General features: G+C 70.1%; 18 protein-coding genes and 1 pseudogene. 16 read left to right on the top strand and 3 right to left on the bottom strand.

The window, feature by feature from the left end; translation table 11 throughout:
• The first annotated feature begins 43 nt into the window (after nt 1-43).
• Nucleotides 44-562, top strand: coding sequence for a hypothetical protein (locus tag AC07AG_RS28850; protein WP_478759022.1), 519 nt, complete (start codon nt 44-46; stop codon nt 560-562).
• A 158-nt stretch (nt 563-720) separates the two neighbouring features.
• Here the strand turns inward: AC07AG_RS28850 and AC07AG_RS28845 are convergent, their stop codons facing one another.
• Both AC07AG_RS28845 and AC07AG_RS28840 read right to left on the bottom strand, forming a co-directional pair.
• Complete coding sequence (locus AC07AG_RS28845; protein ID WP_478759020.1) at nt 721-1,260, bottom strand: PadR family transcriptional regulator; 540 nt, start codon at nt 1,258-1,260, stop codon at nt 721-723.
• Between the two features lie 42 nt (nt 1,261-1,302).
• Nucleotides 1,303-3,324, bottom strand: a complete 2,022-nt coding sequence (locus tag AC07AG_RS28840) for an oxidoreductase (RefSeq protein ID WP_478759018.1) — start codon at nt 3,322-3,324, stop codon at nt 1,303-1,305.
• 246 nt (nt 3,325-3,570) lie between these two features.
• On the opposite strand from AC07AG_RS28840, the gene AC07AG_RS28835 reads away from it, so the two are divergent.
• The 7 genes from AC07AG_RS28835 (at nt 3,571) to AC07AG_RS28805 (ending at nt 12,678) form a co-directional block, all read left to right on the top strand.
• Complete coding sequence (locus AC07AG_RS28835; protein ID WP_478759017.1) at nt 3,571-4,863, top strand: ABC transporter substrate-binding protein; 1,293 nt, start codon at nt 3,571-3,573, stop codon at nt 4,861-4,863.
• A gap of 43 nt (nt 4,864-4,906) precedes the next feature.
• Nucleotides 4,907-5,839, top strand: a complete 933-nt coding sequence (locus AC07AG_RS28830) for a carbohydrate ABC transporter permease (protein WP_478759015.1) — start codon at nt 4,907-4,909, stop codon at nt 5,837-5,839.
• 32 nt (nt 5,840-5,871) lie between these two features.
• Complete coding sequence (locus AC07AG_RS28825) at nt 5,872-6,699, top strand: carbohydrate ABC transporter permease (RefSeq protein WP_478759014.1); 828 nt, start codon at nt 5,872-5,874, stop codon at nt 6,697-6,699.
• A complete protein-coding gene (locus tag AC07AG_RS28820; RefSeq protein ID WP_478759012.1) occupies nt 6,696-7,769 on the top strand; it encodes a LacI family DNA-binding transcriptional regulator in 1,074 nt (357 codons plus the stop codon). The genes AC07AG_RS28825 and AC07AG_RS28820 overlap by 4 nt, the downstream gene beginning before the upstream one ends.
• Before the next feature lie 53 nt (nt 7,770-7,822).
• Nucleotides 7,823-9,757 (top strand): glycoside hydrolase 5 family protein, encoded by a 1,935-nt coding sequence (locus AC07AG_RS28815; RefSeq protein ID WP_478759011.1) that lies wholly within the window; start codon nt 7,823-7,825, stop codon nt 9,755-9,757.
• Complete coding sequence (locus tag AC07AG_RS28810) at nt 9,754-12,060, top strand: glycoside hydrolase family 3 N-terminal domain-containing protein (protein WP_478759009.1); 2,307 nt, start codon at nt 9,754-9,756, stop codon at nt 12,058-12,060. The genes AC07AG_RS28815 and AC07AG_RS28810 overlap by 4 nt, the downstream gene beginning before the upstream one ends.
• Nucleotides 12,061-12,159: 99 nt before the next feature.
• Entirely contained in the window at nt 12,160-12,678 is a 519-nt protein-coding gene (locus tag AC07AG_RS28805) for a methylated-DNA--[protein]-cysteine S-methyltransferase (protein WP_478759007.1), read from the top strand.
• 35 nt (nt 12,679-12,713) lie between these two features.
• Here the strand turns inward: AC07AG_RS28805 and AC07AG_RS28800 are convergent, their stop codons facing one another.
• Nucleotides 12,714-13,484, bottom strand: a complete 771-nt coding sequence (locus AC07AG_RS28800; protein ID WP_478759006.1) for an IclR family transcriptional regulator — start codon at nt 13,482-13,484, stop codon at nt 12,714-12,716.
• A gap of 231 nt (nt 13,485-13,715) precedes the next feature.
• Between AC07AG_RS28800 and AC07AG_RS28795 the strand changes: the two genes are divergently transcribed.
• The 8 genes and pseudogenes from AC07AG_RS28795 to AC07AG_RS28760 all read left to right on the top strand — a co-directional run.
• Nucleotides 13,716-14,876: a mandelate racemase/muconate lactonizing enzyme family protein gene (locus AC07AG_RS28795; protein ID WP_478759004.1), complete on the top strand. Its 1,161-nt coding sequence runs from the start codon at nt 13,716-13,718 to the stop codon at nt 14,874-14,876.
• Nucleotides 14,873-15,892 (top strand): zinc-dependent alcohol dehydrogenase, encoded by a 1,020-nt coding sequence (locus AC07AG_RS28790; protein ID WP_478759003.1) that lies wholly within the window; start codon nt 14,873-14,875, stop codon nt 15,890-15,892. Before AC07AG_RS28795 ends, AC07AG_RS28790 begins: the two co-directional genes overlap by 4 nt.
• A 97-nt stretch (nt 15,893-15,989) precedes the next feature.
• The gene (locus AC07AG_RS28785; protein WP_478759002.1) at nt 15,990-16,958 is read left to right on the top strand and encodes a hypothetical protein; all 969 of its coding nucleotides are present in this window, start codon (nt 15,990-15,992) and stop codon (nt 16,956-16,958) included.
• A gap of 3 nt (nt 16,959-16,961) precedes the next feature.
• Nucleotides 16,962-18,083 (top strand): multiple monosaccharide ABC transporter substrate-binding protein, encoded by a 1,122-nt coding sequence (gene chvE / locus AC07AG_RS28780; protein ID WP_478759000.1) that lies wholly within the window; start codon nt 16,962-16,964, stop codon nt 18,081-18,083.
• A 17-nt stretch (nt 18,084-18,100) separates the two neighbouring features.
• Entirely contained in the window at nt 18,101-19,639 is a 1,539-nt protein-coding gene (gene mmsA, locus AC07AG_RS28775; RefSeq protein WP_478759384.1) for a multiple monosaccharide ABC transporter ATP-binding protein, read from the top strand.
• 10 nt (nt 19,640-19,649) lie between these two features.
• Complete coding sequence (gene mmsB, locus AC07AG_RS28770) at nt 19,650-20,879, top strand: multiple monosaccharide ABC transporter permease (RefSeq protein ID WP_478758999.1); 1,230 nt, start codon at nt 19,650-19,652, stop codon at nt 20,877-20,879.
• Between the two features lie 116 nt (nt 20,880-20,995).
• Nucleotides 20,996-22,150, top strand: a complete 1,155-nt coding sequence (locus tag AC07AG_RS28765) for an aldose epimerase family protein (RefSeq protein WP_478758997.1) — start codon at nt 20,996-20,998, stop codon at nt 22,148-22,150.
• A 44-nt stretch (nt 22,151-22,194) separates the two neighbouring features.
• A pseudogene (locus AC07AG_RS28760) lies at nt 22,195-23,226 on the top strand (glycoside hydrolase family 43 protein); the annotation flags it as partial.
• Between the last annotated feature and the right edge of the window lie 55 nt (nt 23,227-23,281).

The following is a 23,281-nucleotide window of genomic DNA, read 5'->3' as shown; positions in this document are numbered from 1 at the left end:
CGCATGGGATGTACCGCCTCCCGTGCCACCGGAGGGCAGACTCATGCGTACCACTCAGATATTCGTCCGCGCCGGCCTGACCATCGCCGCCGCTGCTGCACTTCCGCTGGCACTGACCGCTCCGTCGGCGTTCGCAGCGCCCGGTGGGATCACGGTGACCGCCACGGGATCGACGGTCACGGTCACCACCGCGGCCTGCGTCAACGGAGGCGACGCCTCGCTGATGAGCAACGGCCAGTCCAGTTTCGCCCAGGGAAGGCAAGTGGAACTGACGGGCGGCTCCGCCTCCTGGCAGAACGTCAGCACCGGCGTCCATACGGTGGCGGTGGTCTGCGAGGACGGTTCGGCGGCGGGTTCCCAGACGGTCACCGTCGGGGCCTCGGCCTCGCCGACCACCCGGTCCACGACGGCGCCCCCGCGCGGCGTCCGGGGCGGTCTCGGCGGCGGCAGCGAGGACTACGGCACGCTCACCCTCGCCGCGGGCGGGGCCCTCGTGGTCCTGGCCGGCGTCGGTGGTGGCACCTGGTACCTGCGCCGCCGCGGCGCGCAGCACCGGCTCTGATCCAGGGCCACCGGAAAAGCGGCTGCCGCCGGTCCCGACTCAGGTCGGGCCGGCGGCAGCCGTCATGCACGCAGCCGTCATGCACGCGGGCGTCACGCACATGGGCGCCCGGCGTCACACCTCAGGCGTCCGGCGTGAAGGCGTCCGGCGTGAAGGCCTCAGGCCTCCGGCACCCCGAGCTCCTCCAGCGTCCGCTCGAGCCACTGCGTCCAGAACGTCTCCAGATCGATCCCGGCCCGCAGCACCACATGCCTCAGCCGGTCCTCCACCGCGTCCCTGCCCGGCGGGAAGTCCCGCTCCTCGATCTCCTGATACTCGGCCAACTGCCGCCGGTGCAGGGTGAGATGGCGTCGCAGGTCCGCCTCGATGCCCTCCGTTCCGACGACCGCCGCCGCCCGCAGGCGCAGCAGCAGCGTGTCCCGCAGCGGCTTGGGGTCCTGGCTCGCGGCCGTCCAGCGGGCCAGCTCCGCGCGGCCCGCGGGCAGGACCTCGTACTCCTTCTTCTGCCCGCGGGTCGCCTGCTGCTGCTCAAGCGCGCGGATGGCCCCGTCCCGCTCCAGTTTTCCCAGCTCGCGGTAGATCTGCTGGTGCGTGGCCGACCAGAAGTAGCCGATCGACTTGTCGAACCTGCGGGTGAGCTCGAGCCCTGACGAAGGCTTCTCCAGTAGGGCGGTGAGGATCGCGTGCGGGAGTGACATGGCGGCCATCCTAGGTACGGCGCCCGGGGCGGACGCCCCGTGTCACAGCGCCGCGGCCAGCTCCGTGCCCTGCTTGATGGCGCGCTTGGCGTCCAGCTCGGCCGCGACGTCCGCGCCCCCGATGAGGTGCGCGCTGTGCCCGGCGGCGAGCAGCTCCTCGTACAGGTCGCGGCGCGGGTCCTGGCCGGAGCACAGGACGACCGTGTCGACAGGGATGACCGTCGCCTGTCCGTCGACCGTGATGTGCAGGCCCGCGTCGTCGATCAGGTCGTAGCTCGCACCCGCGACCATCGTGACGCCGCGGTGGCGCAGCTCGGTGCGGTGGATCCAGCCGGTGGTCTTGCCGAGGCCCTGGCCGACCTTGGACGTCTTGCGCTGCAGGAGGTGCACCTGGCGGGGCGGGGCGGGACGGTCGGGCTCGGTCAGGCCGCCGCGGTCCTTGTAGTCCATGTCGACGCCCCACTGACGGAAGTACGTCGCCGGGTCCAGGCTCGCCTTGTCGCCGCCGTCGGTGAGGTACTCCGCGACGTCGAAGCCGATGCCGCCCGCGCCGATGATGGCGACCCGCTCCCCCACGGGCGCGCTGTCGCGCAGCACGTCGAGGTAGCCGACCACGCTGGGGTGGTCGATGCCGGGGATCTCGGGCGTGCGGGGCGTGACTCCGGTGGCGACGACCACCTCGTCGTACGCGGCCTTCGCCAGCCCTTCGGCCGTGGCGCGGGTGTTCAACTCGACGTCCACGCCGTGCCGTTCGAGCTGCGTGCGGTAGTAGCGCAGGGTCTCGTCGAACTCTTCCTTGCCGGGGACCTTGCGGGCGACGTTGAGCTGACCGCCGATCTCGGACGCCGCGTCGATGAGCGTGACGGCGTGGCCGCGCTCGGCCGCGGAGACCGCGAAGGCAAGGCCGGCCGGGCCCGCGCCCACGACGGCGACGCGCTTCTTGGTGCGGGTCGGCGCGAGGACGAGCTCGGTCTCGTGGCAGGCGCGCGGGTTCACCAGGCAGGAGGTGATCTGCAGGTTGAAGGTGTGGTCCAGGCAGGCCTGGTTGCAGCCGATGCAGGTGTTGATGGCGTCGGAATCCTCGGCCTTCGCCTTGGCGACGAAGTCCGGGTCGGCCAGGAGCGGGCGGGCCAGGGACACCATGTCGGCGGCGCCGTCGGCGAGCAACTGCTCGGCGATCTCCGGGGTGTTGATGCGGTTGGTGGTGACGAGCGGCACGGAGACCTCGCCCATGACCTTCTTCGTGACGAAGGTGTAGGCGCCGCGCGGCACCGACGTCGCGATGGTGGGGATGCGCGCCTCGTGCCAGCCGATGCCGGTGTTGATGATCGTGGCGCCCGCGGCCTCGATCTCCTTGGCGAGGTGCACGACCTCTTCGAGGGTCGAGCCGCCGGGGACGAGGTCGAGCATGGAGAGGCGGTAGATGATGATGAAGTCCGCGCCGACGCGCTCGCGTATGCGCCGGACGATCTCGACGGGGAAGCGGATGCGGTTCTCGTAGGCGCCGCCCCAGCGGTCCTCGCGCCGGTTGGTGGGGGCCGCGATGAACTCGTTGATCAAGTAGCCCTCGGAGCCCATGACTTCGACGCCGTCGTAGCCCGCGAGCTTGGCGAGCTCGGCGGCGCGCACGAAGTCCTCGATGGTCTGCTCGACCTCGTCGTCCTCAAGGGCGCGCGGCACGAAGGGGCTGATCGGCGCCTTGATCGCGCTCGGCGCGACGAGGCCCTCGTGGTAGGCGTACCGCCCGAAGTGCAGGATCTGCATGGCGATCTTGCCGCCCGCGGCATGCACGGCCGCCGTGACGCCCGCGTGCTCCTGGGCCTCCGCCTCGGTGGTCAGCTTGGCGCCGCCGTCCCAGGGACGGCCGAGCTCGTTCGGGGCGATGCCACCGGTGACGATGAGGCCGACACCGCCGCGCGCGCGGGTCGCGTAGAACTCCGCCATCCGCTCGAAGCCGTTCGGCGCCTCTTCCAGGCCCACGTGCATGGATCCCATCAGAACCCGGTTGGGCAGGGTGGTGAAGCCCAGGTCGAGCGGGTTCAGCAGGTTCGGGTAGCGGCTCATGCGGGCCCTCCGTACGCGGTGTGTCGTCACGACAGTTCTAGAGGACGCCGACCCCTTGTGCAACTAGTTGCATAAAGACGTGGCGGGCGCCACTCCGGCACAGCACGTACCGGGTGACTGTTTTGACCGCATTGCCGGAAGATTCACCGTGCGCAACAGGGGATTGACCATTCAACGAAGCACTCCTACGCTCCTCGCACCCCCGCAGGTATATCGATTAACCGCCCTGGTTGGAGACATCCCGCTGTGCGCTCAACGATGAGTCGGCGCGGCTTCCTCGCCGCAGGTTCAGGCCTGGCCGCCGCCACCACCCTGCCCGCCCTCGCCGGCTGTTCCACGCTGGCATCGGCGGATTCCGATCCCGACACGCTCGTGGTGCACAGCCAGCTCGGCACCACCGCGCCGGGCTCGCCCACGTACCTGTCCGCCCTCGACGCCTTCCGGGACGAGAACCCCGGCCTGAAGGTGAAGAACCTCGTCAACGGCGACGACCTCGCGCAGGTCTACGAGACCTCCCGGCTTGCCCGCAAGGAGCCGGACGTCGTCATGGTGAACCTCTACGACAAGACGCTGGCCTGGACCGATGTCGGGGCGACCGTCGACGTCAAGGGGTACATGGACGACTGGGGGCTGCGAAAGCGCGTCCTGCCCGTCGCCCTCGACGCCTGGACCGACGGCAAGGGGCGCCTTCGGGCCTTCCCGTACTTCGCCACCAACTGGCCCGTCGCCTACAACACCGCGCTGCTCGACAAGGCCGGTGTCGACGCGATCCCCACCACCGGCGACCAGCTGATATCCGCCGCCCGCAAGCTCCGCGCCAAGGGCATCGCACCGGTGACCGTCGGCGGCAACGACTGGACGGGCCAGAAGCTCCTGGCCCAGATCATCCAGACGTTCCTCTCCCCCGACGAAGCGCGGAAGGTGTTCACGAGCGGCGACTTCAGCGGCAGCCGGGGCGCACGCGACGGCATCGAGTACTTCGCCGCCCTGCGTGACGCGGGCGTCTTCGCCGACAAGGCGCAGGGCCTGACATCCGACACGATGACGACGCAGTTCAACACCGAGGCCGCCGCCATCGAGTCCGCCATGTCGTCCGCGCTCGCCAAGGTCCCGGAGAAGGTCGCCCGGCACACCGAGGTCGGCGGCTGGCCGCTCGCGCCGGACGCCGCGCACGCCAAGCCGACGATCCTGCGGACGTACACCCTCATCGGCTTCTGGATCAGCCCGAACGGCACGAAGAAGCTGGACGCCGTCGAGAAGTTCCTGCGCTTCATGTACCGCGAGGACACCGTCTCGCGCTTCATCAAGGAGTCCGGGCGCGACATGGCCCTGCGCTCCGACGTCCTCAGCACGGACTTCCCGCTCGTCGCCGAGGCGCAGAAGCTCGGCAGCGACGTCAGCCAGGCCCTGCTGCCCGATCTGTACGTCCCGCCGGCCGCGACGCAGCCGCTGATCACCGCGACCAGCACGGCGTTCACGCGCGGCACGAGCCCCGCCAAGGTGCGCTCCGTGCTCGAAGCCGCGTACCGCACCGCATGAGCCGCCCGCCCGAGCCGCCCGAGCCTTCTGGGAGTCACCCGAGATGACGACACTGACGTCGACACCGGGCGGGACGAAGGTCCGCCCCGCACCGTCCGAGCCCCCCGCCCGCAAGCGCCGCCGCGAGGGCGGCACGATCCTCGCCGTCCCGGCCCTGGTCTGGTACCTGGTCTTCATGGTCGGGCCGATGATCGCGATCTTCGTGATCGCCGCCCTGCACTGGCCGGGCATGCTGCAGCCCGTCTCGTTCGCCGGGCTCGACAACGTCCGTACGGTCTTCGACGACCCGGTCTTCTGGGACGCCGTGCGCAATACGGCGGTCCAGCTCGCCGTCGCGCTGCCGATCATGATCGTGTGCGCGTACATGCTGGGCTACTACGTGGCGCAGAAGCCGCCGGGCCACAAGGTCCTGCGCTACCTCCTCTTCATCCCCGGTCTGATCTCCACCCCGGCCAAGGCGATGGTGTTCTACGCGGCGCTCTCCCCCGACGGCCTGGTCAACGGCGCGCTGAAGTCGGTGGGCCTCGGCTCGGTGACCGATGCCTGGCTCGCCTCTCCCTCGACGGCCCTCGCGTGTCTGATCGTGCTCGACGTCTGGGGCGGCATCGGCTTCACCGCCGTCCTGTTCGCCGCCCGGCTCGGCAGCGTGCCCGAGGAGCTCGGCGAGGCGGCGCAGCTGGACGGCGCCGGGCACTGGCGGACGATGTGGCGCGTGCACTTCCCGGTCATCCGCGAGTACGTGGGCGTGGTGACGATGCTGCAGTTCCTCTGGACGTTCTTCGGTTCCGCCCAGCACGTCCTGCTGCTCACGCAGGGCGGGCCCGGCAGTTCGTCGACGACGCTCTCCTTCCTCGTCTACCAGAAGGCGTTCATCGCGGCCGACCTCGGCTACAGCCAGACGGTGGGCGTGATCCTCTTCCTGGTCGGCCTCGTCGGTCTGCTCACCATCCGCCGCGCGTTCCGCCAGAACTACTGACGCCGCACGACCCCCGATCGGAGCCGGTCACCTTGAAACACGGAAAGTCCTGGCTGCCCGCCCACATCCTGGCGTGGGCGTACGCGGCGCTGCTCGTCGTCCCCCTCTATTACCTGCTCGCCTCCGCCTTCAAGACGAACGACCAGATCTTCGCCAGCCCCTTCTCCCTTCCCACCTCGCTGTCGTTCGGCAACTTCAGCACGGCCTTCGAGAGCGCCGATCTGGGGCTCGCGGTCCTCAACTCGGCGCTGGTCACGGTCTTCTCGCTGGTGCTGACACTGGCGCTCGCGATTCCGGCGGCGTTCGCCATCGCCCGCGCGACGGGCCCGCTCGGGGCGTTCGTCGAGAAGGTCTTCTCGCTGGGCTTCCTCATCCCGACGTTCGCCGCGCTCTTCCCGACGTTCCTGCTGGCCGCGGCGACCGGTCTGTTCCACACCCGTCTGTTCATGGTGCTCTTCCTGCCCGCGACCGCGATGCCGCTGTCCGTCGTCATCCTGGTGCAGTTCATGCGGACCATCCCCAAGGAGATGGAGGAGGCGGCCCGGATGGACGGCGCATCGACGTTCGCGGTCCTGCGCCACGTCTATACGCCGATGTGTCTGCCCGGCATCGCGACGGTGCTGCTCCTGAACTTCCTGACGTTCTGGAACGAGTACCTCTACTCCCTCGTGATCATCGGCCCCGACCCGTCCCAGCGCACCGTGCAGGTCGCCCTGCCCACCCTGAAGTCCCTGACGGGGACGGATTACGGGGTGCTGACCGCCGGTACGGTTCTGACTCTCGTACCGGTATGGGCCGTCTACACCGTGCTGCAGAAGCGGATGCAGCAGGCCCTCGTCAGTGGGGCGGTGAAGATGTGAGCGGGTCGGAGACATCCCGTAAGGACAACGGCAGCGACAACGGCAGGGACAGCGGCGCGCGTCCGACGATCAAGGCGGTCGCCGCGGCGGCCGGGGTCTCCACGGCCGCCGTCTCGCAGGCCTTCAACGCCAAGGGCCGCATCTCCGAGGCCACCCGGCGCCGCATCCTGGACGCCGCCGCCGCGCTCGGCTGGTCGCCGAGCGCCACGGCGACGGCGCTGCGCAGTGCGCGGACGCGCACGCTCGCCCTCGTGGTGCGCCGCCCCACGGACGTGCTCGGCGCCGACCCGCACTTCAGCGAGCTGATCACCGGCCTCGAGGGCGAACTGGCGCCGCGCGGCTACGGCTTGCTGCTCCACCTGGTCACGGACGTCGCCGAGGAGAGCGCGCTGTACGAGCGTCTCGCCGCCGAGGGCCGCGTCGACGGAGCCGTCCTGACCGACGCCCGCGCCGACGATCCGCGCCCGCCGCTCCTGCGGGGCCTCGGCCTGCCCGCCGTGCTGCTCGGCGCGCCCCGGCCGGACGCGCTCGTGCCCACCGTGGGCCTGGGCAACCAGGGCGCAGGCATACACGAAGCCGTCGACCACCTCATGGAGCTCGGCCACCGGCGCATCGCCTATGTGTCGGGGCCCGGCGAGCTGCTGCACACGGGGCTGCGCCGTGCGGTCTTCGAAGAGACCTTGCTGCTCAAGGGAGCCCAGCCCGCGGCCGTCCTGAGCACCGACTTCTCCGAGGCGGCGGCCGTCGCCGCGACCGAGCAGCTGCTCGGCATGGCGGAGCGTCCCACCGCCGTCATGTACGCCAACGACTCCATGGCGGTGTGCGGCATCGGCGCGGCCCAGCGCGCCGGGCTCCGCGTCCCGGACGACCTGTCCGTCGTCGGTTACGACAATCTCCCGGTCGGCCGCTGGCTGCATCCGCGTCTGACGACCGTCGACCAGCAGGTGCAGCGGGTCGGCGCCGCCGCCGCGCGTGCGCTCCTTGCGCAGTGCGGCGAGGACGTGCCGCCCCTGGCGCTCGACGACCGGCCACGGCTCGTCGTCCGCGAGTCGACGGGCCCCACCGGCTGACCTCCGCCTCCGATCACCTCCCCACCCCCGTACGGAAAGACCTGAGTACCACCATGCGACGCCACAGCGCCCAGCTCACCCATGACTCCGCCGTCCTGCCCTGGATAGGCGCCAACTTCTGGTCCCGCACCGGCGGTCCGCTGATGTGGCGGAACTACGACCCGAAGACGGTTCGTGAAGAACTGACCGTGCTGCGTGAGCACGGGCTGACGATGACCCGCTCCTTCTTCTACTGGCCGGACTTCCACCCCGAACCGCACCGCATCGACGAGGAGTTGTGCGAGCGCTTCCGTGACTTCCTGGACGCGCACACCGAGTTGGGGATGGGGACGGTGCCGACCTTCATCGTCGGGCACATGTCCGGCGAGAACTGGGACCCGGCGTGGCGCGGGGGACGCGACCTCTACGAGGACGTGTGGCTGGTCGGCCGCCAGGCATGGTTCGTGTCGCAGATGACGCGCCGCTTCAAGGACCACGCGTCGGTCACCGGCTGGCTCATCACCAACGAGATGCCGGGCTACGGCCGCATCTACCAGGTGGACCCGCCCTCCAGCGATGTCGTCACCGCCTGGGCGCAGTTCATGTGCGACGCGGTGCGCGCGGCGGGCGGCACCCAGCCGGTGTCGCTCGGTGACGGCGCGTGGGGCATCGAGGTGACGGGCCGCGACAACGGCTTCTCGCTGCGGGACACGGCCGAGTACGTCGATTTCGTGGGCCCGCACGTGTACCGCTCCGACACCGACCGCGTACGTCAGCACTACCGCGCCGCGTTCGAGTGCGAGCTGGCGGCGGTCACCGGACAGCCGGTGATCCTGGAGGAGTTCGGGCTCTCGACGGACACGGTGTCCGCCGAGAACGCGGGGATCTACTACCGCCAGACGCTCCACAACTCCCTCCTCGGCGGCGCGACCGGCTGGATGGCCTGGAACAACACCGACTACGACGACCTGTGGGACCAGTCTCCTTACGACCACCACCCCTTCGAGATGCACTTCGGCATCACGGACAGCAAGGGAACCCCGAAGGCACCGCTCGTCGAACTCGCCGCGTTCTCCGAGGTGTTGGAGCAGGTCGACTTCGCCCGCTGCCGCCGCTCGGACGCCGGGGCGGCGCTCGTCGTGCCCGCGTTCCTGGAGCGCGGCTACCCCTACAGCCGCCCCGCCGACCGGCCCCTGATCTTCACGTCCCTCCATCAGGGTTACGTCGCCGCGCGCGGGGCCGATCTCCCGGTGGCCCTCACACGGGAGGCCGACGGGATGCCCGGCGACGCGGCGCTCTATCTCCTGCCGTCCACCCGGCAGTTGACCACCCGGACACGGCGCGATCTCGAGCGGCGGGCCCGCGAGGGCGCCACCGTGTACCTGTCGTTCTGCTCCGGTGAGCACCCGGGGACGCGCGGCCCGTGGTTCGACGATCTGGACGGGCTCTTCGGCGTCGAGCTCCAGCTCACCTACGGGGTGGCCGAACCCATCGAGGACGACGTCCTGGAGATGACCTTCACCGAGGAGTTCGGCGGCATCCCGGCGGGCGAGACGCTCCGCTTCCCGGTCGCCGGCAACGAGGACAGCCGCGCCTATCTGCCGGTCGTCCCGACGGGGGCGCGGGTCGTGGCGAAGGACGCGCACGGCCGCCCCGCGCTCCTGGTCCACGAGACGGGGCGCGGCCGTACGGTCCTTGCCACCTACCCGCTGGAGCACATGGCGGCTCGCACGGCCCGCGTCAACCCGGAGCAGACGCACCGGCTGTACACCGCACTGGCTCAACTGGCCGGTGCGGAGCGGACGGTGACGGTGGACAGCCCTTACGTCTCGGCGGACGTCCTCGTCCACGAGGACGGGCGGCGGTTCGTGTGGCTGGTCAGCCAGTCGGACGAGGAGCTGACGGTGCGTCCGGCGGTGGACGGTTCGCTGCACGACCTGGTGACGGGTGAGGCGGTGGAGGAGGCGCGGCTCGCCCCGTTCGGCGTGCGCGTCCTCGAACAGCGGTGAGCGCGCCCCTGTACCGGGACGCGGGTGCCCCGGTCGCCGACCGGGTGCGCGACCTGCTCTCCCGGATGACGCTCACCGAGAAGGTGGGCCAGGTCAACCAGCGGATGTACGGCTGGAACGCGTACGAGCGGACGCCCGGTCCGCAGGGAGGCCACCGCCTGACGGACGCCTTTCGCGCCGAGGTCGCCGCGTTCGACGGGATGGGCGCGCTGTACGGACTGCAGCGTGCCGACCCGTGGTCGGGGGTGACGTTCGCGGACGGCATCACGGCAGGGGACGCGGCCGGGGTCGCCGATTCGGTGCAGCGGCACGTCATGTCGAGCACCCGGCTCGGCATTCCGGTCCTGATGGTCGAGGAGGTCCCGCACGGCCACCAGGCCCTGGACGGCACGGTGCTTCCGGTGAATCTCGCGGTGGGCGCGACCTGGGACACGGACCTGTACGAGGCCGCCGCGGCGGGCGCGGCGGCCGAACTGCGCGCCCGGGGCGGCCATGTCGCCCTCGTCTCGGCGCTCGACCTGGTCCGTGACCCGCGCTGGGGGCGCGCGGAGGAGTGCTTCGGCGAGGACCCGTATCTGGCGGCGCGCTTCACGCGGGCGCTGGTGCGGGGCATGCAGGGCGACGATGCCGTGTTCGCCCCCGACCGTGCGGCGGTCGTGCTCAAGCACTTCGCCGGGCAGGGCGCGACGGTCGGCGGCCGCAACAGCGCGGCCACGGAGCTCGGCCCGCGCGAGCTCCACGAGATCCATCTGGTGGCGGCGCGGGCCGGGGTCCGCGCCGGGGCGGCGGGCGTCATGGCCGCGTACAACGAGTACGACGGCCTGCCGTGCGCGGCCAGCCGTGACCTGCTCACCGGACTGCTGCGCGAGCGCTGGGGGTTCACCGGTCTGGTCATGGCCGACGGGTGCGCCCTCGACCGGCTCGTACGCCTTGCCGGTGACCCGGTGGCGGCGGGCGCGCTCGCCCTGGGCGCGGGGACGGACCTGAGCCTGTGGGACGGCTGCTTCCCGCGGCTCGCGGAGGCGGTGGAGCGTGGCCTTGTCTCCGAGGACGCCCTGGACGCGGCGGTCGCCCGCGTCCTGGCGCTGAAGTTCCGCCTGGGCCTCTTCGAGCGGCCCTACGTCGACGAGAGCGCCCAGCAGCCCGTCCAGCAGGCCGGGTTGAGCGAACGCCTGGCCCGCGAGTCCATCGTCCTGCTGAGTCATGACGGGTCGACGCTCCCCCTGGCCGGGCCGTCCCGCATCGCCGTCATCGGCCCCAACGCCGACGCGCTCCCCCAGCAGCTCGGCGACTACACCGCGCCGCAGCGCCCCGGCACCGGGCTCACCGTCCTCGACGGCATCAGGGCGGTGGCTCCGCCGGGCACCGAGGTGGCGTACGCACGCGGGTGCGATCTTGTCGGCGGCGACCGCGGCGGGGCCGCGGAGGCGGTGGCGCTCGCCGCCTCCGCCGATACCGCCGTCCTCGTGCTCGGCGGGTCGAGCGCGCGGGAGCCCGACACCCGCTTCGACAGCAATGGGGCCGCTGTCGTGGCTTCCGGCACCCCGGTGGGCATGACCTGCGGCGAGGGGGTCGACCTCGCGGAACTGCGGCTGCCGGAGGGGCAGTTGGCGCTCCTTGACGCCGTGGCCGCCACCGGTACGCCCGTCGTCGTGGTCCTCGTCCAGGGGAGGCCGCATGCCGTGCCGGAGCTTTCCGGGCGGGCCCGTGCCGTGCTCTCGGCGTGGTATCCGGGGCCGTGGGGAGGGCGGGCGGTCGCCGACGTGCTCTTCGGGCGCGCCGAGCCCGTGGGTCGTCTTCCCGTCTCCGTGCCGCGCTCGGCGGCCCAGCTCCCGGTGTTCTACAACGCCAAGGATCACGGCTACCGGGGCTACGTGGACCAGCCCGCCACCGCGCTGTACGCCTTCGGTCACGGCCTCTCGTACACGACCGTCGAGTACGGGGAGCCCCGGCTCTCGCGCACCAAGGCACCGGTCAGCGATCCGGCCCTCACCTGCACGGTCGCCGTGACGAACACGGGTGCGCGGGCGGTGCGGGAGACCGTGCAGCTGTACGTGCGCCGGGTCGCGGGCTCAAGCTCCTGGCCGCGCGTCCGTGAGCTGCGCGGCTTCGCCCGCATCGACCTGGACCCCGGCGAGCGGGCCGAGGTCGCCTTCGTCGTCGATGCGGATACCCTGGCCTCGCTGGACCGCGCCCTGGAGTACGTCGTGGAGCCGGGCGAGCTCCTCCTGGAGACGGGCCCCTCATCGGATCGCACGCGCGGCGCCCGGCTGACCCTGACGCCCGCCGCACCGCCCGGGTGAGCGCCACGTCCGAATCCCGCCAGCCGCGCGCCCGCGAAGACCGCAGACTTGTGGACGTCACCGGGCCACCAGGGAGCACGGGGCACTAGGGAGCAACTGATGACCAAGGTCATGGCGAAGGCCGTCTACACGACCGTCGACAGCCCGCTGGGTGAGCTGCTGCTGGTCGGCGAGGAGTCGGCCACCGCGCACGGCGGCACCGCGCTGGCCTCGCTGTCCCTGCCGGGGCAGAAGGGCGGTGCGGTCGTCCAGGACGGGTGGGTGCGCGACGACGAGGCCTTCGCCGTGATCGCCGGGCAGTTGCGCTCGTACTTCGAGGGGACGCTCACGCACTTCGACATCGAGTACGTGAGCGGCGTCGGCACCGACTTCCAGGAGCGGGTCTGGCACGCCCTCGACACGCTCCCGTACGGCACGACCACCTCGTACGGGAAGCTCGCCGAACGGCTCGGCCTCTCGCGCGCCGCGGTCCGCGCCCTGGGCACGGCGATCGGGCGCAACCCGCTGCTCGTCGTCCGCCCCTGCCACCGGGTCCTCGGCGCCGACGGCTCACTGACCGGGTACGCGGGCGGCCTGGAGGCCAAGCAGCGGCTCCTGGACCTGGAGTCGAAGAACTAGCCGAGCGGTCGGAGAACCAGCCTGCGGTCGAAGGTCTAGCGTCCGCCCCGGTGGCCCAGGCGCTCCGAGAGGTCGCCCGCGCCCTTGGCGGCAAGCTCGGCCAGTTCGTCCTCGCGCTGCTCGCTCCAGCGGATCATCGGCACGGAGATGGAGAGCGCCGCCACGACGTGGCCCGCGCTGTCGCGGACCGGGGCCGCCACGCAGCTCACGTCCGGGTTGGACTCGCGGTGTTCGGCCGCGACCCCGCGCTCGCGGACCTCGGCGAGCGCGGCCAGCAGTGCGTCCGGCTCCGTGATGCTGTTCTGGGTCATCGCCACCAGCTCCCGTCCCGCGAGGCGTGTCTCCAGCTCGGCCGGGGGCAGCGACGCGAGCAGCATCTTGCCCACCGACGTGCAGTGCGCGGGCAGTTTGCGGCCCGCGGCCGACACCATGCGGACGGCGTGCGTGGAGTCCACCTTGGCGATGTAGATGACGTCCGTGTCCTCAAGGACGGCCACATGGACGGTCTCGTCGCAGGTCTCGGCGACCTCGCGGGCCACCTGCTGGCCCTCGGCGGCCAGGTCGAGCTGCTCCGCGTACCGGCTGCCGAGCTGGTAGGCGCGGACACCGAGGCGGTAGCGGCCCGACTGGTCCGGGATCTGGACAAGGTACGAACGGGCGGCAAGGGTGGTGAGCAGTTCGTGCACGGTGGTGCGCGGCAGCTGGAGTCTGCGGGTGACCTCGGGGGCGGACAGTGTCCCGTCGCCCTCCAGGAACAGCTCCAGTATGTCCAGCGCCCTGGTCACCGCTGGAACCAGTCGTCCCATGGTCGGCCTCCCACCCCGTGCGTCCGAAGTCTCGTCCGAAACTTCGGTCAACGATCGATATGACGAACACAGGCTAGACACAGCGAGGTTCGGCGCGCAACGGCCTGAGGGGCACCTGTGGGTCCAAGACCGTTTCGCGCGACCCATTGACACCCTGCCGCCTGCGTGAATACGGTCACGCCAACATTTCGAACGTGTGACGAAATACCGAACAACCAAGGGGCAACTGCCTTGCGTATTACGGGAATCAGCACGCACGTGGTGGGGACGCCGTGGCGCAATCTCACCTACGTCCAGGTCCATACCGACGAAGGCCTCACCGGCGTCGGCGAGACCCGCATGCTCGGCCGCACCGACGCGCTGCTCGGCTACCTCCAGGAGGCGGCGGCCAACCACATCGTGGGGTCCGACCCGTTCGCGGTCGAGGACCTCGTGCGGAAGATGAAGTACGGCGACTACGGCCGGGCCGGCGAGATCGTCATGTCGGGCATCGCCTGCGTGGAGATGGCCTGCTGGGACATCAAGGGCAAGGCCCTGGGCGTGCCGGTCTGGCAGCTGCTCGGCGGGAAGGTGACCGACAAGGTCAAGGCGTACGCCAATGGCTGGTACACCACCGAGCGCACTCCGGAGGCGTACCACAAGGCCGCTCGGGCCGTGGTCGAGCGGGGCTACCGCGCCCTGAAGATCGACCCGTTCGGGACCGGGCACTTCGAGCTCGACCAGGCGGGCACGTCCTACGCGGTCTCGCTGATCGAGGCGGTGCGGGACGCGATCGGCCCGGACGCCGAGCTGATGCTGGAGATGCACGGGCGGTTCAGCCCGTCCACGGCGGTGCGCCTGGCGAAGGACATGGCGCCGTTCCGTCCTGCCTGGCTCGAGGAGCCGGTGCCGCCGGAGAACCTCAAGGCGCTGGAGAAGGTCGCCGCCAAGGTGGACATGCCGATCGCCACGGGTGAGCGCATCCACGACCGGATCGAGTTCCGCGAGCTCTTCGAGTCCCAGGCCGCCGACATCATCCAGCCGGACCTCGGCCACATCGGCGGCATTCTGGAGACCCGCAAGCTGGCCGCGACCGCCGAGACGCACTACACGCTCATCGCGCCGCACAATGTCGGCGGATCCGTGCTCACCGCGGCCTCACTCCAACTCGCCGCCTGCACGCCCAATTTCAAGATCCTCGAGCACTTCAACGACTTCGCGGACGCGGAGATCAAGAAGGTGGTCAAGGGCGCTCCCCAGGTGGTCGACGGCTACTTCGAGGTGTCGCACGAGCCGGGACTCGGCGTCGAGCTCGACACGGACGCGGCGGCCGAGTTCCCGCAGCAGCAGGCGCGGTTCGACCTGTGGGCCGAGGGCTGGGAGAAGCGCTCCCCCAAGGCGGCGGGGAAGTGAGCAGCGACTCCCGCGCCGTCGTCGTCGACCGGCCGGGCTCGCACCGGCTCACGGTCGGGGCGCCGCCCGAGCCGGGACCCGGTGAGGTCCTGGTCCGGGTGGCCGCCGCCGGGATCTGCATGAGCGACCGCGAGGTCTACGACGGTCACCGGGACGCCGCCTATGTGCGCTATCCCGTGATCCCCGGGCACGAGTGGTCCGGCACCGTCGAGGCCGTCGGTGAGGGCGTCGACCCGGCGCTCGTCGGACAGAAGACGGTCGCCGAGGGGTTCCGCGCCTGCGGCACCTGCGAGCGGTGCCGGTGCGGGGAGACGAGCCTGTGCGGCGGGGGGTACGCGGAGACCGGGTTCACCGAACCCGGCGCCTTCGCCGACCATGTGGCCGTCCCCGCCCGCCTGTTGCACCTTCTGCACCCGGACGCGGACCTGGCGGCCGCCGCCCTGCTCGAACCCGCCGCGGTGATCGCCGGCGCGGTGCGGACGGGGCGGCCGAGGCCCGGCGAGCGGATCGCGGTGGTCGGCGCGGGCACCCTCGGGCTGCTCGCGGTGCAGCTCCTCACCGCCTCGTCGCCCGGCGAACTCGTGGTGATCGACCCGCGGGCCGAGCGCGGCCGTCAGGCGCTGGACTTCGGGGCGAGCGAGAGCCTGACGCCCGCCGATGCGGAGGCCTACCACGGCCGCTTCGACCTGGTCGTGGAGACCGCGGGGGCGCCGACCACGGCCGCCTCTTCGTGCCTGCTCGCGCGCAGGGGCGGCCGGGTGGTGCTGACCGGCATGTTCACGCCGGGCGCCGTCGGCATCGATCCGGTGCATCTCTCGCTGAGCCAGCTGGAGGTGCGCAGTGTCTTCGGTGCGCCGTCCTCCGCCTGGTCGGACGCGGTGCGGGCGTTCGGGCTCGGTCTGCTCGACCCGGCCCCGCTCATCACGCACGAGTTCCCGCTTGAGCGGTTCGGCGAGGCCGTCGCGCTGGTCGGCGGCGGCGACCCGAAGACCGGGAAGGTGCTCCTGCGCCCCTGACCCACCGGGGATTCGTGGCCGTACCACCGCGCGCCCCTTGAACCGACCAACGTACGAAATATCGAACACAGCAGAATCCACTGCGTATGGGAGTCCCGTGACCAGCCCGTCAGCACCCCGCCGTCCCGGCGTCGACGCCCTCGCCCGCATCGGGCACCCCGTACCCGCCATCGACCCGGCCGACGCGTCCCCGCACGCGTTCCCCGACGGTGGCACCTGGCGCACCGAGATCCCCTCCGTGGAGGGCCCCGAAGCGCTGGCCGTCGTCCTCAAGGAGAGCTCGCGGCTCGATGTGCCGATCCACCGGATCAGCCAGGGCAGCGGCATCTGGATGCTCTCCGACGACGAGATCACCGAGATGGTGGAGGCCTGCGCCGAACGGGACATCGAGCTCTGCCTGTTCACCGGGCCGCGCGGCACCTGGGACATCGGCGCGGCGACCCGCACCGACTCCGGCGGCGGCGGCCTTCGCTCACGCGGCCACGACGCGCTCGCCGGATGCGTCGAGGACGCCGTGCGCGCCACGGAGCTGGGGGTGCGCTGCCTGCTCGTCGCCGACGAGGGCGTGCTGTGGACGCTGCACCGGCTGCGGGTGGCCGGTGTACTGCCCGCCGACACCACGTTCAAGGTGTCGGCGCTGATCGGCCCGGTCAACCCGGCCTCGTACGCGGTCTACGAGCGGCTCGGCGCCGACTCCCTCAACATCCCCTCCGACCTCACCCTGGACCACCTCACGGAGATCCGCCGGGCGAGCCGCGCCCCGATGGACCTGTATGTGGAGGCGCCCGACGACCTCGGCGGCTATGTCCGGATGTACGAGGCGGCCGAGCTGATCCGGCGCGGCGCCCCGCTCTACCTCAAGTTCGGCCTGAGCAAGTCCCCCGGCATCTACCCCTACGGTGCCCACCTGCGCGACCACACCCTGGCCACCGCCCGTGAGCGGGTCCGCCGCGGCCGTCTCGCCCTCGACCTGCTCGCCCGGCACGGAGCGGACGGCGGGATGTCTCCGCTCGGCTCACGCCTGCCCGGTGAGCTCCAGCGCTTCCCCGTCCCGGAAGGGGACTGACCCATGACCACCCGCACACCGAGAAAAGTACGTCTGACCGCCGCCGTGGCCACCGCCGTCCTGCTCGGCTCCCTGACCGCCTGCGGCCAGGAGGCCATCGGCGGCAGCCGCTACGAGCCGGACGAGGGCAAGGGCAGCACCATCGGCCTCGCGATGCCCACCAAGGCCTCCGAGCGGTGGATAGCCGACGGCAACAACATGGCCGAGCAGTTCCAGAAGGCCGGGTACAAGACCGATCTGCAGTACGGCGACGACAAGGTCGAGAACCAGATCGCCCAGCTGGAGAACATGATCACCAAGGGGCGCAGCCTCCTGGTGGTCGCCGCCATCGACGGCTCCGCGCTCACCGAGGTCCTGCAGCGCGCGGCCGACGCGGGCATCCCCGTGATCTCGTACGACCGCCTCATCCTCGGCACGGAGAACGTCGACTACTACGCGTCGTTCGACAACGAGCGCGTCGGCCGCCTCGAAGCCCGGTACATCGTCGAGAAGCTGAAGCTGGGCAAGCCGGAGAAGGGCGGCGACGCGAAGAACATCGAGCTGTTCGCGGGCTCGCCGGACGACAACAACACCAAGTACTTCTGGAACGGCGCCATGAAGGTGCTCCAGCCGTACTTCAAGAGCGGTCAGCTCGTCGTGCGCAGCAAGCAGACGAAGATGAACCAGGCCACCACGCTGCGCTGGGACGGCGGCACCGCGCAGAAGCGGATGGACGACCTGATCAGCAAGAACTACGGCTCCGCGAAGGTCGACGCGGTCCTCTCGCCGTACGACGGGATCTCGATCGGGATCATCTCCGCGCTGAAGAGCGCGGGATACGGCTCCAAGAGCGACCCCCTGCCGGTGATCACCGGTCAGGACGCCGAGCTCGCGTCGGTGAAGTCCATCATCCGCGGTGAGCAGACGCAGACGGTGTTCAAGGACACCCGCAAGCTGGCCGCGCAGACGGTGTCCATGGGCGACGCGGTCCTCAACGACAAGAAGCCGAAGGTCAACAACACCAAGGACTACAACAACGGCAAGAAGACCGTGCCGTCGTTCCTCCTCGACCCGGTCAGCATCGACAAGTCCAACACCCAACTCCTCGTGGACGAGGGCTACTTCAAGGCTGGGCAGCTCCAGTGAGCGGGCCCGTACTGGAGATGCGCGGGATCACCAAGACGTTCCCCGGCGTCAAGGCGCTCTCCGATGTGAATCTGACCGTGGGCGCCGGGGAGATCCACGCGATCTGCGGCGAGAACGGCGCGGGCAAGTCGACGCTGATGAAAGTCCTCAGCGGCGTTCACGAGCACGGCAGTTACGACGGCGAGATCCACTTCGAGGGCCGTCGGATGGCCTTCAAGGACATCCGCGCCAGCGAGAAGCACGGCATCGTGATCATCCATCAGGAACTGGCGCTCGTCCCGTATCTGTCCATCGCCGAGAACATCTTCCTGGGCAACGAACAGAGCACCCGGGGCTTCATCGACTGGAACGACACGCTGCGCAGGGCGAGCGCGCTGCTCAAGCGGGTCGGTCTGAGCGAGAAGCCGCAGACCCCGGTGGCCGACATCGGCGTGGGCAAGCAGCAGCTGGTGGAGATCGCCAAGGCCCTGTCGAAGGAGGTGAAGCTGCTCATCCTGGACGAGCCGACGGCCGCGCTGAACGACGAGGACAGCGCCAAGCTGCTCGACCTCATCCTGGAGCTGCGCGATCAGGGCATCGCCTGCATCATAATCTCGCACAAGCTGAACGAGATCCGTGCCATCACCGACTCGGTGACGATCCTGCGCGACGGGCAGACCATCGAGACCCTGACGGTCCGTGAGACCCCGGACGCCGAGCCTCAGTTGTCCGAGGACCGCATCATCCGCGGCATGGTCGGCCGCGACCTCGACCACCGCTTCCCCGACCGCACGCCCTACGAAGGCGACGACGCGGGATCTTTGGCACTGTCCGTGGCGGGCTGGACGGTGCGGCATCCGATCGACCACCAGCGCAAGGTCGTCGACGACGTGTCCCTGACCGTGCGGCGCGGTGAGATCGTCGGCATCGCGGGCCTGATGGGCGCGGGCCGTACGGAGCTCGCGATGTCCGTCTTCGGGCGTTCCTACGGTCAGTACGTGGCCGGCACGGTGGCCGTCGGCGGGCGCGACGTCGTGACGAAGAACGTGCCCGCCGCGGTCGACGCCGGGATCGCGTACGTGACCGAGGACCGCAAGCAGTACGGCCTCAACCTCATCGACAACATCAACCGCAACATCTCCCTGCCCTCGCTGCAGGGCATGCGGCGCAAGGACGGCTTCGTCGACGAGCACCAGGAGCGCTCCGTCGCCGAGCGCTACCGCAAGTCGATGAACATCAAGGCGCCCACCGTCTTCGAGCAGGTGGGGCGGCTCTCCGGCGGCAATCAGCAGAAGGTCGTCCTGAGCAAGTGGATCCACGCCGACCCCGAGGTCCTCATCCTCGACGAGCCGACGCGTGGCATCGACATCGGCGCCAAGTACGAGATCTACACCGTCATCGACAAGCTGGCGGCCTCGGGCAAGGCGGTGCTCTTCATCTCCTCCGAACTGCCCGAGCTGCTCGGGATGTGCGACCGGATCTACACGATGGCCGAGGGCAGGCTGACCGGTGAGGTCGACCGCGCGGACGCCACCCAGGAACTCCTGATGCGCCACATGACCAAGAACAGAAGCTGAGGCATCCGCCATGACCACCACGACCACGCCGCCACGTGACACCTCGCCCACGCCGCCCGCCAAGGAGTCGGCCGGGGCACTGCTGCTGCAGAGCGTGCGCTCCAACATGCGCCAGTACGGCATGCTCGTCGCCCTGGCCTTCATCGTCATCCTGTTCCAGATCTGGACCGACGGCACGCTGCTCCTGCCGAACAACGTCTCCAACCTGATCCAGCAGAACGGTTACATCCTCATCCTGGCCATCGGCATGATGATCGTCATCATCGCCGGGCACATCGACCTCTCCGTCGGCTCCCTTGTCGCCTTCGTGGGCGCCATGTCGGCGGTGATGATGGTCAAGCACGACATGCCCTGGGTGCTGGCGCTCGTCCTGTCGCTCCTCATCGGCGCGGTCGCCGGTGCGTGGCAGGGCTTCTTCATCGCGTACGTCGGCATCCCGTCGTTCATCGTGACGCTTGCCGGCATGCTGCTCTTCCGCGGTCTCACGCAGATCGTCCTGGAGGGCCAGTCGCTGTCGCCGTTCCCCGAGGGCTTCCAGAACATCGCCAAGGGGTTCATCCCCGAGATGGGCCCGTACACGCAGTACCACAACCCGACGCTTGTGCTCGGCCTCGTGACGGTCGTCTTCCTGCTCTTCCGCGAATGGCGCAGCCGCAAGCAGCAGTTGGCGTACGACCTCGACGTGACGCCGACGGGCCTGTGGGTGGCCAAGCTGGTCGCGATCACCGCTGCCGTCGTCGCCTTCACGCTGACCCTCGCGAGCTTCCACGGCGTGCCCGTCGTGCTGCTCATCATGTGCGGCCTGCTCATCGCCCTCGGCTATGTGATGCGCAACGCGGTGGTCGGACGCCACGTGTACGCGCTCGGCGGCAACAAGGCCGCGGCGAAGCTGTCCGGCGTCAAGGACAAGCGCGTCACCTTCCTGATCTTCGTCAACATGGGTGTGCTCGCCGCGCTGGCGGGCTGTGTGTACGCGGCGCGCCTGAACGCGGGCACTCCGCAGGCGGGCCTGAACTTCGAGCTCGAAGCCATCGCCGCCTCGTTCATCGGCGGCGCGTCGATGAGCGGCGGCGTCGGCACGGTGATGGGCGCCGTGATCGGCGGCCTGGTGCTCGGTGTCCTCAACAACGGCATGTCCCTCGTCAACATCGGCACCGACTACCAGCAGGTCATCAAGGGCCTGGTGCTGCTGGCCGCCGTCGGCTTCGACGTCTGGAACAAGCGCAAGGTCGGCCGTTAGGCGGCCGCGGGAAGCACGGTGATCGACCCGCGGGCCGGTGGGGCCGACCGCGCGGTTCCCCGCGCCCCTGACGGCCCCGGCCATCCCTGTCCACCACTGTCCTCTTGGAGCAGCACATGGAAACGAGCAGACGCACCGTCCTGGCCACCGCTGCCGCCGCCGGCCTCACCGCCGCCGTCTCCGGCACCTCGTACGCGTCACCGGGGTCCGGCAGGAAGCCCACCAAGGAGCTCTTCGGGAAGCTCTCCGACGGCACCAAGGTGTACCGCTGGTCGCTGGCGAACGGAGGCACCCGCATGAAGGTGCTCTCCTACGGCGGCATCGTGCAGTCCCTCGAACTCCCCGACCGGCACGGCCGGTACACCAACGTCTCCCTCGGCTACGACACCATCGAGGCGTACGTAGCGGGAACCACGTTCTTCGGCGCGCTGATCGGCCGCTACGGCAACCGCATCGCCAAGGGCCGCTTCACGCTGGACGGCACGACCCACCAGCTCTCCGTGAACGACGGCGAGAACAGCCTGCACGGCGGGGCCAAGGGCTTCGACACGCGGGTGTGGGACGTGGAACCGTTCGCCGACTCCACCGGAGTGGGCCTCGTCCTGCGGTATGTGAGCGTCGACGGCGAGATGGGCTACCCCGGGACCCTGCGCGTGAAGGTGACGTACACGCTCACCGCGCGCGGCGACTGGCGCGTCGACTACGCGGCGACCACGGACAGGGCCACCGTGCTGAACCTGACGAACCACACGTACTACAACCTCGCGGGCGAGGGCAGCGGTGACATCCTGGACCACGAACTGACCCTGGACGCCGCCCGGTTCACTCCGACCGACGCCGGTCTCATCCCGACCGGCGAGCTGGCGAAGGTGGCGGGCACGCCCTTCGACTTCCGCCGCGCGAAGACGGTCGGCAAGGACATCCGTGTCTCGCACGAGCAGCTGGTGACCGCCAAGGGCTTCGACCACAACTGGGTCCTGGACAAGGGCATCACGAAGCACCCCGAGCCCTTCGCGACGCTGCGTGATCCGGAGTCGGGGCGCTCCATGAAGATCGCCACGACCGAGCCTGGCGTGCAGTTCTACTCCGGGAACTTCCTCGACGGCACCCTCACCGGGCCTTCGGGGCGCACCTACCGGCAGGGCGACGGCCTGTGCCTGGAGACCCAGCACTTCCCGGACTCCCCCAACCAGCCGAAGTTCCCCTCGACGGTGCTTCGGCCCGGCGAGACCTACCGGTCCAGCACGGTGCACAGCTTCTCGGCGCGCTGAGTCGCGCTCCGCCCGAGAGAGGAATCATCTTGCGCCCAAGGTCCATGTTCCTGATCCCCTTGCTCGCCCTGCTGGTCGGTCTGCTCGCCGCCCCCGCGCAGGCGGAGCCGGCCCATGCCGAGCGGAAGGCCGCGAAGCAGAAGTACGCGGGCTACCTGTTCAGTTACTTCACCGGCGAGGGCTCCGCGGACGGCGAGCAGATCCGCATGGCGCTCAGCCGTGGCAACGACCCCACGCGCTACCGGGAGTTGAACGGCGGCAAGCCCGTCCTCACCTCGCAGCTCGGCACGAAGGGGCTGCGCGACCCGTTCATCATCCGCTCGCCGAAGGGCGACAAGTTCTATCAGATCGCGACCGACCTGCGGATGTACGGCGGCGGCGGAGGCAGCTGGGACCAGGTGCAGCGCACCGGCAGCAAGTCGGTCATGGTGTGGGAGTCGACGGACCTGATCCACTGGACCGACCAGCGCCTGGTGAAGGTCGCCCCGGACACGGCGGGCAACACCTGGGCCCCGGAGGCCTATTACGACGACAAGCTCAAGGCGTACGTCGTCTTCTGGGCGTCCAAGATCTACGGCGCCGACGATCCGGACCACACCGGTTCGACGTACAACAAGATGCTGTACGCGACGACGAAGGACTTCCGCACCTTCAGCAAGGCCAAGGTCTGGAACGACCCGGGATACTCGGTGATCGACTCCACGGTGGTCGAGGACGGCGGCGACTACTACCGCTTCACCAAGGACGAGCGGGACCCGGCGTCGGGCACCCCCTGCTCGAAATTCATCACCGCGGAGAAGTCGAGGAGCCTGACCGACACGTCGTACGACTTCGTGGCCGACTGCATCGGGAAGGGCGTGATCGACCGGGGCGAGGGGCCCGCGGTCTTCAAGGCCAACTCCGGGGACAAGTGGTACATGCTCATCGACGAGTTCGGCGGGCGCGGCTATGTCCTCTTCGAGACGACGGACCTCGCGTCGGGCACATGGACCGAGACGAAGAACGCCGCCCTGCCGACGGGCGCCCGGCACGGCACGGTCCTGCCGGTGACCCAGGCGGAGTACGACCGGCTGCTGGGCACCTGAGCTCCTGAAGGCACGGCGACGCGGCACGGCCGAGGTGGCCGTGCCG

Source organism: Streptomyces sp. NPDC044044, assembly GCF_056434405.1.
Note: the sequence above shows the minus strand (reverse complement) of the source record. Positions and strands in the feature narration are given on the sequence as shown.

Coding starts and splice junctions, on each gene's coding strand:
- AC07AG_RS28815 (WP_478759011.1), top strand. CDS start 7,823: ATGCGACGCCACAGCGCCCAGCTCACCCATGACTCCGCCGTCCTGCCC.
- AC07AG_RS28800 (WP_478759006.1), bottom strand. CDS start 13,484: ATGGGACGACTGGTTCCAGCGGTGACCAGGGCGCTGGACATACTGGAG.
- AC07AG_RS28765 (WP_478758997.1), top strand. CDS start 20,996: ATGGAAACGAGCAGACGCACCGTCCTGGCCACCGCTGCCGCCGCCGGC.
- AC07AG_RS28845 (WP_478759020.1), bottom strand. CDS start 1,260: ATGTCACTCCCGCACGCGATCCTCACCGCCCTACTGGAGAAGCCTTCG.
- AC07AG_RS28850 (WP_478759022.1), top strand. CDS start 44: ATGCGTACCACTCAGATATTCGTCCGCGCCGGCCTGACCATCGCCGCC.
- mmsA (WP_478759384.1), top strand. CDS start 18,101: ATGCGCGGGATCACCAAGACGTTCCCCGGCGTCAAGGCGCTCTCCGAT.
- chvE (WP_478759000.1), top strand. CDS start 16,962: ATGACCACCCGCACACCGAGAAAAGTACGTCTGACCGCCGCCGTGGCC.
- AC07AG_RS28840 (WP_478759018.1), bottom strand. CDS start 3,324: ATGAGCCGCTACCCGAACCTGCTGAACCCGCTCGACCTGGGCTTCACC.
- AC07AG_RS28830 (WP_478759015.1), top strand. CDS start 4,907: ATGACGACACTGACGTCGACACCGGGCGGGACGAAGGTCCGCCCCGCA.
- AC07AG_RS28805 (WP_478759007.1), top strand. CDS start 12,160: ATGACCAAGGTCATGGCGAAGGCCGTCTACACGACCGTCGACAGCCCG.
- mmsB (WP_478758999.1), top strand. CDS start 19,650: ATGACCACCACGACCACGCCGCCACGTGACACCTCGCCCACGCCGCCC.